This is a genomic window from Desulfitobacterium dehalogenans ATCC 51507 (assembly GCF_000243155.2).
GTDB lineage: Bacteria > Bacillota > Desulfitobacteriia > Desulfitobacteriales > Desulfitobacteriaceae > Desulfitobacterium > Desulfitobacterium dehalogenans.
Genome location: NC_018017.1, coordinates 2,313,111 through 2,328,345 on the forward strand (window position 1 = coordinate 2,313,111; position 15,235 = coordinate 2,328,345).

The 15,235-nt window shown below is 43.7% G+C and carries 16 protein-coding genes; 5 read left to right on the forward strand and 11 right to left on the reverse strand.

The window, feature by feature from the left end; translation table 11 throughout:
- Positions 1-13: 13 nt before the first annotated feature.
- Together DESDE_RS11170 and DESDE_RS11175 are read right to left on the reverse strand one after the other, a co-directional pair.
- Positions 14-541 carry a chromate transporter gene (locus tag DESDE_RS11170; protein WP_028305541.1) on the reverse strand — a complete coding sequence of 176 codons (528 nt, stop codon included), beginning with the start codon at positions 539-541 and terminating at the stop codon, positions 14-16.
- A gap of 181 nt (positions 542-722) precedes the next feature.
- Positions 723-1,241, reverse strand: a complete 519-nt coding sequence (locus DESDE_RS11175; RefSeq protein WP_014794125.1) for a spore coat protein — start codon at positions 1,239-1,241, stop codon at positions 723-725.
- Between the two features lie 168 nt (positions 1,242-1,409).
- Here DESDE_RS11175 and DESDE_RS11180 point away from each other — a divergent pair, with 168 nt between their 5' ends.
- A complete protein-coding gene (locus DESDE_RS11180) occupies positions 1,410-1,616 on the forward strand; it encodes a PspC domain-containing protein (RefSeq protein ID WP_014794126.1) in 207 nt (68 codons plus the stop codon).
- Between the two features lie 164 nt (positions 1,617-1,780).
- Positions 1,781-2,086: a hypothetical protein gene (locus DESDE_RS11185; RefSeq protein WP_014794127.1), complete on the forward strand. Its 306-nt coding sequence runs from the start codon at positions 1,781-1,783 to the stop codon at positions 2,084-2,086.
- Positions 2,087-2,141: 55 nt separating this feature from the next.
- On the opposite strand, the gene DESDE_RS11190 is transcribed toward DESDE_RS11185, so the two are convergent.
- Positions 2,142-3,257 carry a DUF6765 family protein gene (locus DESDE_RS11190; protein ID WP_014794128.1) on the reverse strand — a complete coding sequence of 372 codons (1,116 nt, stop codon included), beginning with the start codon at positions 3,255-3,257 and terminating at the stop codon, positions 2,142-2,144.
- Positions 3,258-3,343: 86 nt separating this feature from the next.
- On the opposite strand from DESDE_RS11190, the gene DESDE_RS11195 reads away from it, so the two are divergent.
- Positions 3,344-4,225: a DUF4474 domain-containing protein gene (locus DESDE_RS11195; RefSeq protein ID WP_014794129.1), complete on the forward strand. Its 882-nt coding sequence runs from the start codon at positions 3,344-3,346 to the stop codon at positions 4,223-4,225.
- Here DESDE_RS11195 and DESDE_RS11200 read toward each other — a convergent pair.
- The 3 genes from DESDE_RS11200 to DESDE_RS22050 all read right to left on the reverse strand — a co-directional run bounded on the left by DESDE_RS11200 (position 4,222) and on the right by DESDE_RS22050 (position 8,175).
- A complete protein-coding gene (locus DESDE_RS11200; protein ID WP_014794130.1) occupies positions 4,222-6,042 on the reverse strand; it encodes an ABC transporter ATP-binding protein in 1,821 nt (606 codons plus the stop codon). The two genes, DESDE_RS11195 and DESDE_RS11200, sit on opposite strands and share 4 nt — an antisense overlap.
- Positions 6,039-7,826, reverse strand: coding sequence for an ABC transporter transmembrane domain-containing protein (locus DESDE_RS11205; RefSeq protein ID WP_041917253.1), 1,788 nt, complete (start codon positions 7,824-7,826; stop codon positions 6,039-6,041). The genes DESDE_RS11200 and DESDE_RS11205 overlap by 4 nt, the downstream gene beginning before the upstream one ends.
- 211 nt (positions 7,827-8,037) lie before the next feature.
- Positions 8,038-8,175, reverse strand: a complete 138-nt coding sequence (locus tag DESDE_RS22050) for a hypothetical protein (protein WP_014794132.1) — start codon at positions 8,173-8,175, stop codon at positions 8,038-8,040.
- Positions 8,176-8,317: 142 nt separating this feature from the next.
- Between DESDE_RS22050 and DESDE_RS11210 the strand changes: the two genes are divergently transcribed.
- Together DESDE_RS11210 and DESDE_RS11215 are read left to right on the forward strand one after the other, a co-directional pair.
- Positions 8,318-8,620, forward strand: a complete 303-nt coding sequence (locus DESDE_RS11210) for a carboxymuconolactone decarboxylase family protein (RefSeq protein ID WP_014794133.1) — start codon at positions 8,318-8,320, stop codon at positions 8,618-8,620.
- 4 nt (positions 8,621-8,624) lie between these two features.
- On the forward strand, positions 8,625-8,909 hold the full coding sequence (locus DESDE_RS11215) for a DUF1294 domain-containing protein (protein ID WP_014794134.1): 285 nt from the start codon (positions 8,625-8,627) through the stop codon (positions 8,907-8,909).
- 108 nt (positions 8,910-9,017) lie between these two features.
- Here the strand turns inward: DESDE_RS11215 and DESDE_RS11220 are convergent, their stop codons facing one another.
- The 5 genes from DESDE_RS11220 to DESDE_RS11240 all read right to left on the reverse strand — a co-directional run bounded on the left by DESDE_RS11220 (position 9,018) and on the right by DESDE_RS11240 (position 15,147).
- Positions 9,018-10,160 (reverse strand): FUSC family protein, encoded by a 1,143-nt coding sequence (locus tag DESDE_RS11220; RefSeq protein ID WP_014794135.1) that lies wholly within the window; start codon positions 10,158-10,160, stop codon positions 9,018-9,020.
- 119 nt (positions 10,161-10,279) lie between these two features.
- On the reverse strand, positions 10,280-11,464 hold the full coding sequence (locus DESDE_RS11225; RefSeq protein ID WP_014794136.1) for a M24 family metallopeptidase: 1,185 nt from the start codon (positions 11,462-11,464) through the stop codon (positions 10,280-10,282).
- 109 nt (positions 11,465-11,573) lie between these two features.
- Entirely contained in the window at positions 11,574-12,356 is a 783-nt protein-coding gene (locus DESDE_RS11230) for an enoyl-CoA hydratase-related protein (RefSeq protein ID WP_014794137.1), read from the reverse strand.
- Between the two features lie 10 nt (positions 12,357-12,366).
- On the reverse strand, positions 12,367-13,545 hold the full coding sequence (locus DESDE_RS11235) for an acetyl-CoA C-acetyltransferase (protein WP_014794138.1): 1,179 nt from the start codon (positions 13,543-13,545) through the stop codon (positions 12,367-12,369).
- A gap of 264 nt (positions 13,546-13,809) precedes the next feature.
- Complete coding sequence (locus tag DESDE_RS11240; RefSeq protein ID WP_014794139.1) at positions 13,810-15,147, reverse strand: acetyl-CoA hydrolase/transferase family protein; 1,338 nt, start codon at positions 15,145-15,147, stop codon at positions 13,810-13,812.
- Positions 15,148-15,235 lie beyond the last annotated feature (88 nt).

Below are 15,235 nucleotides of genomic sequence, written 5' to 3' on the forward strand. Positions count from 1 at the left end.
CCGAGCAACACTCTTACTGAAAGACAATGATTCCAAAGATCATCGACAGAACAATCACAATTCCTGGGTGAAGCTTGAGCTTGTAAAGGCAGATAATGGCTCCCCCAGCTATGACCCAACTCCAAATACTTGGAAAAGCACTTAAGCCCATATCCAATGCTGTTTTAGCAACCAGGACAGTCACCAAAGGCCGAACCCCGGTTAAAGCACCTTTAAGTATAGGAGAATTGCTATGCTTCATCAAAAAACCCGTCAAAGCAATAACTAAAATAGAGGTAAGAGCTAAAGTTCCCAGCAAAGCGGCCAATACCCCCGGCCATCCCGCCACATGGTAACCAACATAACCGGACAAAAGAGTAGCAATGGGACCCGGTAATGAGGTTACAATAGCCAAGCCTTCAGAGAATTGCTCTATAGACATCCAACCATGATTGATGACTTCTGCTTGAATTAATGGAATGATGGCTGGACCACCACCAAATGCTAAATTGCTAGCACGGAAAAATGCTAAAAAGAGCTCTAGTAATTCCAACGATTTCATCTCCTCATTCTACAAACCTCTCACATGGTTATCATTATAACAAAGACCTTCTCAATTGAGAATATTAAAAAGCAAAAAGGCCGTTGCAAAGCCTTCTCCTATGATAAGCATTCCTAGACATTAACAAAGGGGCTGCAGCAACAGCCCCTTTATATCATTATCTAATTGTCCATTGTATTACTTACTGAACATTGTACATACCGTGAGATTTCATATAATTAAAGAGTTCTTCGCCATGTTCCTGCTCTTCTTTTTGAATATGATTGAGAGCTTGCCTAAGATTTTTATCCTGAAATTCAAAAATTGCTGTATCATAGGTTCCAGAGATATACTTTTCAGTAGAGAGCATATCGTTGACCATATTAAAATCGTTTTGGCTGTAATTCTTGCTCCCTTGAGACTGGGTTCCGGACATTCCCTGCATACCCTGTCCCTGTTGTTGCATCCCTTGTCCCTGCTGTTGCATCCCTTGGCTTTGTTGTCCCTGACCTTGACTCATGGACGGAGCTTGACCGGCAATCATCTGATTGATGGTATCATAATGTTGCTGTTCATGAGAAGCAAGGGTTTGGAAGATCTGCTTAAGATTTGAGCATTCGGCTTCATTTGCATATTTACTATATTTTTGGATACATAACTCTTCGTGACTCTTTAAGTCTTCAAGAAACATTTGTTCTTTTTGGCTAAGTTGGACTTGCATTAAGACACCTCCCTAAAATCTTAACCCTAGTGTTTACTAATAAATAAAAACTATGTATCTATTAACCAAAAAACTTTAATTAAAAGCTTCACACTGAAACTTTTTTCTTTCTCCGGCGTACTTTAGAATGAAGAAGTAACATTATGTACTATGGGAGGGGGTATTAATATGAATAAACGTCTTTACCGTTCAGGGAGAGAAAAAATGTTGGCTGGAGTTTGTGGTGGCTTGGGCGAGTATTTTGATGTGGATCCAACTCTTATACGGCTGGCTGTTGTTATTGCAATTTTTGGTGCGGGCATGGGATTTTTCGCCTATCTTATCGCTTGGATTGTTATTCCCAAGAATCCCGATCACAACTACTTACACCCATGATTTTCTTTCGACTCCTTACCCAGAATGCTTCTAACCATAGAAATGCCCCTTGATGCAAATCAGGCGGGCATTTTCCTTTGCCCTCATACTTTATTGTAAAAGGGTTAAATTAATCAACAGGACTAGACTTTAACTTAAGAGAGATTTTAACCGGGAGGAATACAATGTACAGAATGTCGGAAGAACTACAACAAAAAGTCTTTAATAATTTTAAGAAAGTCATGGATAAACAAAATTCTGAACTTATCAATAAAGATTTATACTACCACCTTAACCTTAACTGTAATTTCGTGGCTCATTTTAATCTGCAGGGATTTCGCGAAGCTTATTCCGGTGAGAACTTTAAAGCATTCATGGATTATTTTAACCCCGACTCCCCCTCAAGTCAGTGGTTGGAAGCTCCTGAAATCAGTGCTGAATTCATTCCCCTCAATCGATCTATGGTGGAATATGTATCTCAAAACCATTAAATCAAAAAAAGTACCCGAGAATTTTTCTGGGGTACCTTATAAAATGGCTGAAATATTATGCTGGAAAAAACAACTGGTGTTCATTGCAATAATGTTGGAATTTTTTCTTATACCATTTAACAGCGAGTATAAAATGATACCAATGGGTGTTTTCAAAATTATCGACACATACAGCACCCTTTACTCGTCTGTTATTAAATTTTTTGGGATTATAATTAACAAAAGCCTGCCGCAACCATGTGTCATCCTCATAAGTCCATAGAGCTTTATCATTTTTTTCAAATAAACCATGTTTAAGCATGAGTTTCTGCCAATTCTTTATCCGGGCTTGATCATGTCCTTTAAATATAAGGGCCTGCCAAAGAAGGTCAAAATTATCGAACTTTATACTTTGATCCCGATGGTGTGGATACAAAGTTAAATAATGATCAAGATGCTGTTTAATCTTGTGAAATGCTCGCTGATATCTTTCCCGGTTATCTACTTCCACTCGTTTGTGAGATCCTCGAAAATCATCGCTATGGTCGTACTCATAGGACCAGACCAAATAGGGGAGATCAGGAAAATCCATAGCTTGAGCATGACCATAGGCAGGCATTACCCTATCAAAATATTTTTCGATTTTCTCCCCACCCAAATCCCTGAGGAAATCTGTAAAATGTTCTCTATGCTGTAAAGAAATCAAAGTCTTAACTTGACAATTATCAATGGCATTGACTTTACTTAACATTCCACTAAAGCCTTGATGAGAAAAAGTATCTGCAAAGGAGTGTAAAACCATACCAAATTTAATCAGATTATCTTCCTGGAATGCTTCAGCGAGTATGTCAAGGATAATAGGTGACTCTTCTTTGCAGCGAAGTTTTTTGGTAAATCGCTTCCCACTGCAGCCCGGTACAAAGTGAAAGGCGGTCGTATTATTCACCATGGACTCATAATTAAAGGTGTCCATACGAAAATACGAATGACAGGTCGCGATATTGAAGAAAGCCGGTGTATTGTCCACTGAATCCAGCACTTCGTTTTGGGCAATATTTTGGAGAAAAATCAAGTTAATTTTAGCATCATCGACAAATTGGGAAGCATAGGCAATACGATTTGCGCTTTTCTTCTTAAATCCACAGGCTCTACTCAAAGCCAAAACCGCATAAAAATGAGCATCTTTCTTCAATTTCTCCCCCTCCAATGCCATTAATTGACTAATTTATGCACCATTCTATGCATGAACTCAATAATATGTACTGGAGGGGGATTTGCATGTCGGATTTAAACCTTATATCGCAAGGGACAGGGGACGTTGAATTAGATAAGGCTATTGCAATCGCCGGGTATGCATATGATGCAAGCCAAGATATCTTCATCTCCACCATGGACCCTTGGCAAAGAAGTATTGGCTATTGTCGGCTTTATGACGAAGCGGCTGCCCCCATGGGGATGATCATTGACAGTGACCCTATCTACTTTGTTTATAAGAATAAAAAGTGGATGGTAGGTATCTGGAAAGGTCAATACGATATGGTCACCGGGGGAGAAGTCGGGGTCTACACCAATGGAGTCGGTGTGAAGTTTCCTAAAATCTTTACAGGAATCTACTATCAGTCGGCAGGCAATGAGGATTGCCTTCATATGGCCTTCACCCTCAAAAAAGGGAATCGGGTTCTCTTTACTCGGGAAGGCCGGCATTGGTGGCTTACGGGCTTTGTTTTGGGTGAGTTTTCGGAGCCCTCTGAACTCACTATGGACATTAAAATTACCCTGGAATCTGCAGAGATGCGGGATGCCTTTTTGGAGGGTATGAAAAAAACGGGGTATTCTGAAAAGGATGTCAAGGTACACGGAAATACGGTATCCTTTACCTTTGGCCACCCCCGCTCTGCTCAGCCCTTTACCCGTACACCGAAAACTGATCGGATTATTCAAAGAAAGAACGAGCTGCTCTGCCAAAGTTATCAGGAAATAACGAAACCCTATGCAACCTTCCCTGAAAAACTAGAAGCAATCAAAGAAGACCTTCCGGGTATGTATCGACTGATCATGAATATGGGTAAGAGCAAACAAGTGTTTGAAATCATTGTACTGCTTACCCTATTGGGAGCAGTCATCCTAACGCGACATGCCCAACGGCAGCTTGAAGACTAATGACCTCTAATTGGCCCTTGTTGGAGCAGAAACATTTTGTAATACAAGCCTTTTTGAGCGAGGAGTCCGTTATGATTGCCTCGCTCTACAATTTGTCCCTGATGTAAGACAAGAATAAGGTCGGCATCCTGTATGGTAGAAAGGCGATGAGCAATAGCGATCGTACTGCGCCCTTGGCGCATTTTGTTTAAGGCTATTTGAATAGCATCCTCCGTCTCTGTATCGACACTAGCCGTAGCTTCATCGAGGATAAGTATTTTAGGTTCTCCGGCAATGGTCCGGGCAAAACATATGAGTTGCCGTTGACCACTGGAGAGTGTCGATCCCCTTTCATTGACAGGTTCCTGATACCCCTTTTCCAGCCTGTTGATGAATTTATCAGCCTCCACAAATTCTGCCGCAGCCTTGACCTCCCGTTCCTTGAGTTGGGGTCGATTGAGATGAATATTATCGGCAATATCTCCAACAAATAGAAAAGGGTCCTGGGCGACAAGGCCAATCCGGGTGCGCAATTCCTCTTGTGAAAAGTCTTTTAAGGGTATACCATCAATCAGGATTTTTCCTTCATCAACAGGGTAAAATTTCATTAAGAGATTGGAAATCGTGCTTTTTCCGCTCCCAGTATGACCCACTAGAGCTACAGTCTCCCCAGGGCGAACAGTGAAGGAGATATTTTTTAATACTTCGGTGACACCGTCATAGGAAAAACTGACATCTCGAAACTCAATCTCACCTTTTTCTATAGTATGAGTAGGACTGTCATCTGCTTCCTGAAAAGAATTCAATCCAAAGGCGGTAGTGGTTCGTTCATCATCCAGCACTTCAAAGACCCTTTCCGCGGCGATAATAGCTTGCTGAAGCTGAGAAAGTCGCATTAAGATCATATTCACCGGGTCAATGAAACGATCCAGATAATTGATAAAAGCATAGAGCACTCCCACTTCCACCGGACCAATTATGGATTCCAGACCAAAGAAACCTAAGACCAAAATCAAGGCAAAGGTATACAGTAGATCCACTGCCGGACGCATAAGGGTGCTTTCCAATTTAATATTGGCAATGGCCGCACCATAATATTTCTCGTTGATCCCAGCAAATTTCTTTTGAAAGATTTTTTCCTGCCTCATCATTTGAATAATATTCATACCTTGGATGGACTCATTGAGCATAGCATTAAGCCGGCTAAGTTCTGCCCGTGAAATCCTGTATATCTTAGAGCTAATCTTGCGGTAGATTTGCATTAAACCAATGATTATAGGGAGAAGAAGCAAGCAGAAAGCAGCTAATCGAACATCCAAGCTAAACATAGCGATAAATATACCCAAAAGAAAGACTATATTCTGTACATAGGTTGATAGTACACCGATATAAAGATCTTTAATTGCCTCAGTGTCATTGGTGACCCTTGAGACTAAGGCTCCTGCCGGAGTCCGATCAAAGACACTCATGGCCAAATATTGAACCTTACTGAAAATATCCACCCTGATTTGTTGAATAATGAGTAAGGCGATTTTATTAAAACGGATCAATTGATGATATTGAAGGAAGGAAGCTAAGATAACCAACAGAAGATATCCTCCCCCAAGGAGAATTAAAGGTATTGGATCAAGAAGGCGAGGGGTTAGGTAATCATCTAAAAAGACTTTAATCAATACGGGCCCGGCTACATCGGCCGCGGTGCCCAAAACGAGCAATATAAAGGCAAAAACCAGGGCTTTAATATGAGGTTTCAAATAGTTAAGGAGCCTGAGGATAGTCTTCCCCTGCCCGGCGAGACCGGCTTTGTGCTCCAAATCTTCGGAAATAAGTGTACTCACGAAAGCCCACCTCCCTCTTGTATCAGACTTTCCAATTGTTGAGCCTGATAGGTTTCAGCATACCAGCCTTTATTCTCCATTAATTCTGTATGGGTACCTCTCTCTAATACTTCCCCATTCTGAAGTACTAAAATCAAATCGGCATGCTCAATAGCACTAAGGCGATGGGCAGAGATCAATGTGGTTTTTTGACTGCGATTGCTCTTCAGCTCCAGAAGGATTTGCTTTTCTGTCTTAGCATCCACAGCCGATAAAGAGTCATCGAGAATCAATACCTCTGGATTAAGAAGCAGGGCCCGGGCAATAGAAATCCGCTGTTTTTGTCCTCCTGATAAAGTGACTCCCCGATCCCCCACAAGGGTCGCATAGTGCTCTTCAAATCGTTGGATATCTTCATGGATACAGGCCATTTTAGCCGCTTTTTCAATTTCTGAAGGGTGGGCATTGGGTTTGCCCAAAGCAATATTTTCAGCAAGAGTTGTGGAGAAAAGAAAGTGCTCCTGGGGGACATAGCCAAAAATTCCTCGTAAGCTATCTAGAGGCATCTCCTGAATAGAGATACCGCCAATACGAATCTGTCCTTCCATTCCCGCGAATTCACGTAGGAGGGCGCGAAAAAGGGTGGTTTTGCCGCTTCCAGTTTTGCCAACTACACCAAGTGTCTGTCCTTCCTTAAGAGTGAAATGGATGTTTTTTAACACAGGTTTTTTCTGATTTGGATATGTAAATTGATCGAGAGCATAGAAAATATCTCCCTTAGTCATTTTTTTGGGCTCAGCCATGCTTCCTCCAGTGACTCCATGTAGGGGAACCTGATCCTGAACTTCGGACTCGACATCAAGCAATGCCTTAACACGATCATAGGAGGCTCTTCCTCGTTCCATAATATTGAACAACCAGCCAAAGGCAAGCATTGGCCAGATAAACTGTCCCAGGTAGAGGGTGAATTGAGTAAGTTGGCCGAGAGTAAGCCGCAAATTTACCACTTCATAGGCTCCAAAGGAAATTGCCAGGAAAAAGGATATTCCTACAATCAACATAATCGAGGGATCATAGAGGGAATCAACCATAGCTACCGCCTGATTCTTCTTGACTACATCATCGGACAGCTTACGGAAGGACTCAATTTCCGCCTCTTCTTGACCAAAGGCCTTCACGACGCGTACTCCAGAAATATTTTCCTGAACCTTATCGTTAAGATCGCCGAAAGCCTCTTGAGCTTTGAAGAAACGGTCATGAAGCAATGTTCCGTAATAACTGGAGACCCAGGCCATAATTGGCATAGGCAACAAGGTAATGAGTGTCAATTTCCAACTCAGGAAAACGGCCATGGAAAAGACAACAAACCCGCCAGTAACTAAAGAATCCACCAAGGTCAATACTCCCATCCCCGCGGTCACTTCAATCGCTTGTATATCGTTGGTGGCATGAGCCATTAAATCCCCGGTCCGATACTTTTGATAAAAGCTGGGTGACATACGGGTAAAATGCTTAAATAGCTGCTGGCGCAACAATCGGCTTAGACGAGCCGCCGCTCCAAAAATCAGGATACGCCAGCTGTAGCGAAGAATGTAGGACAAAATACCTAAGCACAGGAGTATCAAGAGCCATGGCCAAAGGGTTTCCATAGTTAAGGTCTGGTTGGTTACCCCATCAACAACCTTGCCGACAATATAAGGAGGACATAGATTGATCAGCGCAAGTACGATAAGGAGAATAATTCCGGTAATATAGCTCAATTTTTCCTTCTTAAAAAACCACATCAAATCGATAAATAAGCGCATAGGGCACCCCATTCGAAATAATTCAAACTTCGAAAACATAATAGCATATTTTCAATAAGTCCTACAGAATTAATTGATTGCATATAAAAACACCTGCCGTCCATAAGCAGGTGTTTTTCCATTGTTCGCGTGCACTTAAAAGTGCGTCTCAATGTCAGCTCGGGTTTAAGTTTACTCTTTAGTGAGAATTTTGTCAAGAAATATAATCCTCTTAAATTCGTTCTTTGGAATGACCTTGACCGATCTTATCATTGTCATGGGCATCAAAGGGGGGAATTTTATCTCCTGGGTTTAGATTCTTCTCACGTATAACCTCAACGACATTTTTCTTTTCCTTGGGCTTGGACATATAACTCCTCCTTTACTTTTTCAATTATCTCATCATCTTTAGAATACCCGAAGAATGAAAAAATAATATGAGTAATTTCTTTTGCTTTCTTCTCTGTTTGGTTATACAGTAGAAGTAAATAAAATGAATTGGAGGTTTTTTTATGGCTTTACCCCCTTTCTTAACAGCTCTGGAAGGATATGACTCTACCTTTGCCCAAGAAATTGAGAAAATAGCTTCCCTTTCCTTTCAAGAGAACAGCCTTGATGAGAGAACAAGGACATTAATAGCTCTTGCTCTTGATACTGTCCTAGGAGCTTCAGAAGGAGTTGCCAGCCTAGCGAGCCAAGCCCGCCAGTTAGGAATCTCTGATCAGGAAATCGCTGACACATTACGCCTTGCCTACTTTACATCCGGTTGTTCCGTCCTAAAAACATCTTTCGCAGCCTTCGACAAAAAGGAGTAGTTTCTTGGTTAATTTGCTTAATCTTTGGCCAATGGGGATTTTTTACTTAATAATAAATGGGTTCTGTTTTTTTCTCATGGGACGGGATAAATATCTTGCCCGTAAGAAGCGCCGGCGAATTCCCGAAAAATGGCTCTTTACCTTAGCCTTTTTAGGGGGCGCACTAGGGGTTTTCTTGGGAATGCAGATTTTTCGGCATAAAACCAAACACAATACCTTTGTGTTTGGAATCCCCTTACTTTTGGTATGGAACCTGTTTATTATGTATGAACTAGGACAGCACCTTTAGAGCCTTTCTGCAGTAAATTACTTCAACAGGACAAGCAATGATTATGAATCGAAGCAAGATTATGACACAGTAAGGGCAGATGCCATGAAGGCAACTGCCCTTACTGTGTCACTTTGCTTTTGTAGTCACAGTCAATTCCAACTCGGGTGTGGTTTGTTCTAAAGGCTGTAAATTCTTCTTCTTAGTGCTTAGCTCGTAACTGCTTCTCATCCGCTTGGATGCCCAGCGCATTTCCGTGGCCACCACAGCCACCTCCATAGTGGCCCGCAGGAAGTACACACCGCTGAAATGCTTTTGCCATTGATCCATCCTTTGGTCAAACTCATTCCAAAAATCTTGATCAAGAGTTCTCAATGGTGTGGCGGGGACATAGGTAAAGCTGAGGTACAAACTATCCCGAAGTGCTCCTAAGATCCCTTTTCCAACAAGGATATAGTCCAAAAGGCTTTGAAACTCATGACTTATTTCTTGACCCATTTGAGGAGGTGAATCAGGCGCCTGGCGCCGTTTAACTCTTTGGCGGGTCATTTCTTCTATATTTTCTCCACGTTCGATAAATCCCCGGCAAAGCTCCAGGAGTCGTTCCATAAGCTGCATCTTATCTTTAGAGCTAAATTCCTCCCGGGCATGCTCATAAAGCTCCGTCACTTCTTCCAGCCGCTTTTCCAGCAATGTCGTCTTAACCTTTTCATAGTTATTGAGTGATGTTGAATCCACATAGTGTTTAAGGCTATTCAAAAAGAACTCAGACGAATCGTAAAGAAGAGTATATAATTTTTCTTTAAAATGCTTTTTGTATCGCGGGGGAGCAAGAACCCGATTAATGGTAAGAGCTACCGCCAAACCAATAAAAATACACAAAGCTCGTGAAATAGCATGTTCTAAAAATTGGTCGGGAGGAGCATCAAGGATGAAGATTATGGAAACAATCCCCAAATTCACACTTCGCCACCCCATACGATTGGAAATTGCGATCATTAAAATAACAACCAAGCCAATTATATAGGGGTTGGTTCCCACTGTCAGTCCAACAACAATAGCTAATGCCACAGCCAAGATATTAATAGTGATCTGTTCCCAGGCGTTAGAGAGGGCTTTGCTCACTGAAGGCTGCATATTGATGGCCACAGTAATTGCTGCAAAGCTCGCCGGCTCCACTGAAAATATCTGGCAGATTAATAACGCAACTGCTACACCCAGTCCGGTCTTGAGAATTCTCGGACCAAACCAATTCCTAAACTTAGAAAACAGGAAAAATCACCCTTCCCGTAATATATGTAACTAGAGTATAGTCCTGAGCGAGTACTTTGGCAAGTTGGCAGTATTCCGTAGGAAGGACTGACAAGGATAAAAATATCACAATAATTCGACTAAATTTTAATGATTGTTTTTGGAGCATTGGTAAGAAGACGAGCACCTTTTTCTCCCTCAATAACAAGAGTATCCTCCACACCAATGGCTCCTTCCCCAGGAAAGATGAATTTAGGCTCGACGGCTATAGTCATTCCCGGAGCTAATATCTCCTGAGCTCCTTTACTGATGGTCGGAAGTTCGTCCAGCTCCAGTCCTACCCCATGACCTATGAAACGCACTCGATTATTCTGAAACCCCATAAAATGATCTGCATAAGGAGTCTCCTTTTCAACCCAGTTCAATATTTCTGCATAGACATCCCCGGCCTTTCGTCCTGGGATAAGGGCCAGGCGAGTTCTCTCCTGGATTTCACAGCTGATCCTATAGGCTTCCTCCATTTCTTTCGAAGGCTCCCCCATCACCAGCATTCTCGTGGCATCCATCTGATACCCTTTTTGGGCAATGACTAAATCCATCATGATCATATCCCCTGCCTGAATTGGAGTATGAGAGGGACCTAGAGGATGAGCAAAGGATGCTCCTAAGCCGACAACCGGCCCATCAAAATAGCCGGGAATTGCCCCTTGTGGTCCAGCTACCACCCCGCCAAAATGAAATTCAAAGCCAAAAGCTCGGGTACGAAGCATGGTTTCATGTCCCAGCGTTCTCGCTTTTGCCTCCAGAAGACCTTCAAACTCAATTTCACTCATGCCGGGACGAAGCACTGTTGAAGCATATTCCAATAATTGTGTATAGATTCGCCCATTTTTTTCAATCTGTGCAATCTCCCATTCAGATTTTGCAGCGCGTAAAAGCCGCAATGGGTAGGAAATGTCTACCAGATCCGTCTTGTCAAACACCTTTTTATATCTAAGATAATTCGCAACAGGCAAAACATCATATTCCAGCCCCATGACCTTGGGGAGGGGATGGCCATGCTCAGAGATCGATTCAGGCAACTTGGAAATACCCGTCAGTGGGAAGACTTCCCAAGAAGACTCAGCCCGAGCTCTTTCTATATTTCGATAGACCAACACCAGGGGGTTCCCTTTTTGGGGTATATACAGATGAACGTTTTGGGCTGTCCCTGTAAAATACAGGGTGTCTGCCCGTTGAACCAAGAGTGCCCCATCTACTCCTTGTTGTACAAGAATATCTTGAAACCCTTTAACTCGACGCTCACATTCTGATTTTGGAAACATCCAATCATCCCTCCCGAAAGAAAATAACCCAGGCCATATCCTGGGTTAGTATTCTATAGAATTGCAGCATTTCCTCTCTAAAACTAAGAGGTTCTATGATTATATTCCCCTACTTCCCCAGAAATTCAGTTTGCGTTTTCTCGAGAAAAGCCCTAAAACCATTTTTACGGTCTTCGGTATGGAAGGTCAGAGCAAATACCTCTGCTTCATAATCCTGCCCACTGATGAGATCCATATTTGCCCCTTTATAAATTGCGCTTTTGGTTAACTGTACGGCGATTGGCGCTTTGGAGGCAATCCTCTTGGCCATAGCCATAGCTTGTTCCTGAAGGTCTTCTTTGGGATAAACCCGGTTAACCAGGCCCATGCGAAAAGCCTCCTGAGCATCAAACAGATCGGCTGTAAGGAGAATTTCACTGGCTCGTCCGCTCCCTACTAAACGCGGGAGCCGTTGTGTGCCGCCAAAGCCCGCCGGTATACCCAGGTTCACTTCCGGCTGCCCGAATCGGGCATTCTCACCGGCCAGTCGAATATCACAGGCCATCGCCAGTTCCAAACCTCCACCCAAAGCAAAACCATTAATGGCGGCAATGACCGGTTGGGGCAGACTCTCGATCAGATTCATCAACCTCTGTCCTAATTGGCTGAAAGACCTTGCTTCCATCGGGGTTTTCGTGTTCATTTCGGCAATATCGGCACCGGCTACAAAGGCTTTTTCGCCGCTTCCCGTAAGAATCACGACCCGTATGGAGGAATTATTGGCCAAATCATGAACGACCTGACTGAGTTCCTGCAAGGTAACCGTATTAAGAGCGTTTAAGGCTTTGGGGCGGTTAATCGTTACAGTGGCAATCTGCTCATGATATTCAACCAGGATATTCGAATACGTCATACTTCTCCCCCTATCTCTCTACAATCAGGCTAACTCCCTGACCTCCGCCGATGCATAAAGTCGCAAGCCCTCGATGTCCATCCCGCCGTTTCAATTCATGAAGAAGGGTGACCAAGACGCGGGTGCCGGAAGCACCGATGGGGTGCCCTAAGGCGATGGAGCCGCCATTGACATTAGTCTTTTCCACATCCAATCCCAGCTCCTGGGTAACGATAGCGGCTTGGGCGGCAAAGGCTTCATTGGCCTCCACCATGTCAATATCGGCAATGGTTAATCCGGCTTTTGCCAAGGCTTTTCGTGTCGCAGGGATCGGTCCGGTCCCCATGATCAGAGGATCCACCCCGGCAGAAGCCCAAGAAGTGATTTTGGCCAGGACCGCTAATCCCAATTCCTCAGCCTTCTCTTTGGACATGACGACCACTGCAGCAGCTCCGTCATTGATCCCTGAAGCGTTGCCCGCAGTTACCGTACCCTCTTTCTTAAAGGCAGGCCTCAGCTTAGTTAAAGTATCGGCAGTAGTGCCGAAACGGGGGAACTCATCCTGACTGAACACCAGAGGCTCCCCTCTTTTTTGAGGGATTTCCACAGGAACAATCTCTTCATCGAATAATCCGGATTGGATAGCGGCCTCAGCACGGTTTTGACTGCGCAGTGCCAAAGCATCCTGATCCTCCCGGGAAATCTGGAATTGCTCAGCGATATTCTCGGCGGTCAATCCCATGTGAATATTATGGAAAGCATCGGTTAGACCATCCGTGATCATGGTATCCACCAGGCTGTCATTGCCCATTCGATATCCTTTTCTTGCTTTAAGAAGGGCATAGGCTGATGATGACATGCACTCCATGCCGCCGGCGACAATAATATCCGCATCACCGGCCAGGATCGCCTGCGCCCCACAGATTACCGATTTAAGTCCGGAACCGCAGACCTTATTCAGGGTCCAGGCGGGCACTTCTTGAGGAATTCCTGCTTTAATTGCTGCTTGTCTGGCAGGGTTTTGACCTGCCGCAGCACTGAGTACATTCCCCATAATGACTTCTTCTACTTGTGCAGGCAGGATTCCGGCCCGTTTGATCGCTTCCTTGATCACGATAGCTCCCAGTTCGGCTCCTGTAAAGTTCTCTAAAGTTCCCCCAAAGGATCCAAGGGGTGTACGAACAGCACTGACAATCACTACTTCTCTCATGACGTTCCTCCTCAAGGTAATGACACCTAAATTTTATAAAGAAAACCCGGCTTCGCCGAGCCTTAAATGCATGCTCGCAAATAAGGCGAAGTCGTTGGTTGCCCTTATGCTTAGAAAGTATATAGCGCAAGCTTATACTTTCTGATAGTGTAAAGAAAACCCGACTTCACCGAGCCTTAAACGTATACTCGTAAATGAGGCGAAGTCGTTGGTTGCACTTATGCTTAGAAAGTATGTAACGCAAGTTCATACTTTCTGACAGTGTTAAGCAAGCTTAGCAGTCCTTCTCCAGATACCCATTTTTTCTGCATCTTTAATCAGGTCATCGCGGAAATTGGGGTGAGCGATGGAAATCAGAGCTTCGGCACGTTCCCAGGTGGACTTCCCTTTCAAATTGACGATGCCGTGCTCAGTCACCACATAATTAACCATGGCGCGATGGGTTGTGACGATAGCACCGGGAGTTAATATGGGGTTAATCCGCGATCTTATCTCGCCATTCTTAGCTTTGTAGGTGGACTCTAAGCAGATAAAAGATTTACCGCCTTGGGAATGATAGGCGCCTAAAGTAAAGTCCACTTGTCCGCCTGTTCCGCTAATTTGACGAGTTCCAGAAGATTCTGAACATACTTGGCCGAATAAATCGACTTCGACGCAATTATTGATCGCGATAACATGATCATTCTTGGCTATGATCCAAGGATTGTTCACATAGTCTACAGGGTAAATCGCGCAACTGGGGTTGTTATGAAGAAAATCATAAGTTTTCTGAGTTCCCATAGAAAAAGTATAGGTTAGTTTATATCTATCAATCTGTTTTCTGGCGCCGGTAACACGTCCGGCTTCCACCATCTCCACAAAGGCCTCTGTCATCATCTCCGTATGGACACCCAAATCTTTGAGGTCGGATTGAGCAATAATCTTACCCATAGCATTAGGCATACCACCAATACCCAGCTGAATGCAGCTTCCATCTACGAGCTCAGGCATAATAAATCCGGCTATTCTGTTATCCAACTCGGTAGGAGGAACGGGTTGAATCTGAGGCAACTCCCATTCTGTTTCCACGATATGATCCACAGCAGAAATATGAATGGCCTCTTCCAGACCGCCCAGGCAACGGGGTATTTTCGGATTCACCTCAAGAATAATGATTTTTGCTTTTTCCAGCATTGCTTTGGTATGAGAAACTTGAGGCCCGAAGTTAAAAAAGCCTTTCTCGTCCATGGGTGCTACCGGGATCATGGCTACGTCCACATCAAGAAAACGTCGATAATAGCTGGGCAGTTCATTATAGAGGATCGGGCTGTACCAGCAAACTCCCTGATCGTGCAGTTTACGGTCTAAACCACTGAAATGCCAGTTATTATAAACGAAATGCCTAGCCTCCGGATCAACCTTGACCACCTCGGGCATCCTCACTGCCGTGACAGCCCGAATCTTTACATCCTCAAGCTCATCTTTGCGAGCTGCCAAAGCTTTATCCAAGACAACGGGCTGACCGGTAAAGGAGCCATAATCCACCCAATCCCCTGATTTAACCACACTCACAGCTTTTTCCGGTGAAGTCAGTTTGCTTTGATACTCTTCTAAAATATTCAAATCCAGCTCCTCCTTGTTCTTTGCCCTAATAAAACAACATGGTTAGTTGATTAAACGCTCCTCCACCCTAATCCGAAATTCTATAGTA

Excerpts from the sequence above, each read along its gene's own strand:
- DESDE_RS11185 (WP_014794127.1), top strand. The coding sequence starts at position 1,781 with ATGTACAGAATGTCGGAAGAACTACAACAAAAAGTCTTTAATAATTTT.
- DESDE_RS11195 (WP_014794129.1), top strand. The coding sequence starts at position 3,344 with ATGTCGGATTTAAACCTTATATCGCAAGGGACAGGGGACGTTGAATTA.
- DESDE_RS11235 (WP_014794138.1), bottom strand. The coding sequence starts at position 13,545 with ATGAGAGAAGTAGTGATTGTCAGTGCTGTTCGTACACCCCTTGGATCC.
- DESDE_RS11180 (WP_014794126.1), top strand. The coding sequence starts at position 1,410 with ATGAATAAACGTCTTTACCGTTCAGGGAGAGAAAAAATGTTGGCTGGA.
- DESDE_RS22050 (WP_014794132.1), bottom strand. The coding sequence starts at position 8,175 with ATGTCCAAGCCCAAGGAAAAGAAAAATGTCGTTGAGGTTATACGTGAG.
- DESDE_RS11230 (WP_014794137.1), bottom strand. The coding sequence starts at position 12,356 with ATGACGTATTCGAATATCCTGGTTGAATATCATGAGCAGATTGCCACT.
- DESDE_RS11205 (WP_041917253.1), bottom strand. The coding sequence starts at position 7,826 with ATGCGCTTATTTATCGATTTGATGTGGTTTTTTAAGAAGGAAAAATTG.
- DESDE_RS11175 (WP_014794125.1), bottom strand. The coding sequence starts at position 1,241 with ATGCAAGTCCAACTTAGCCAAAAAGAACAAATGTTTCTTGAAGACTTA.
- DESDE_RS11170 (WP_028305541.1), bottom strand. The coding sequence starts at position 541 with ATGAAATCGTTGGAATTACTAGAGCTCTTTTTAGCATTTTTCCGTGCT.
- DESDE_RS11210 (WP_014794133.1), top strand. The coding sequence starts at position 8,318 with ATGGCTTTACCCCCTTTCTTAACAGCTCTGGAAGGATATGACTCTACC.
- DESDE_RS11225 (WP_014794136.1), bottom strand. The coding sequence starts at position 11,464 with ATGTTTCCAAAATCAGAATGTGAGCGTCGAGTTAAAGGGTTTCAAGAT.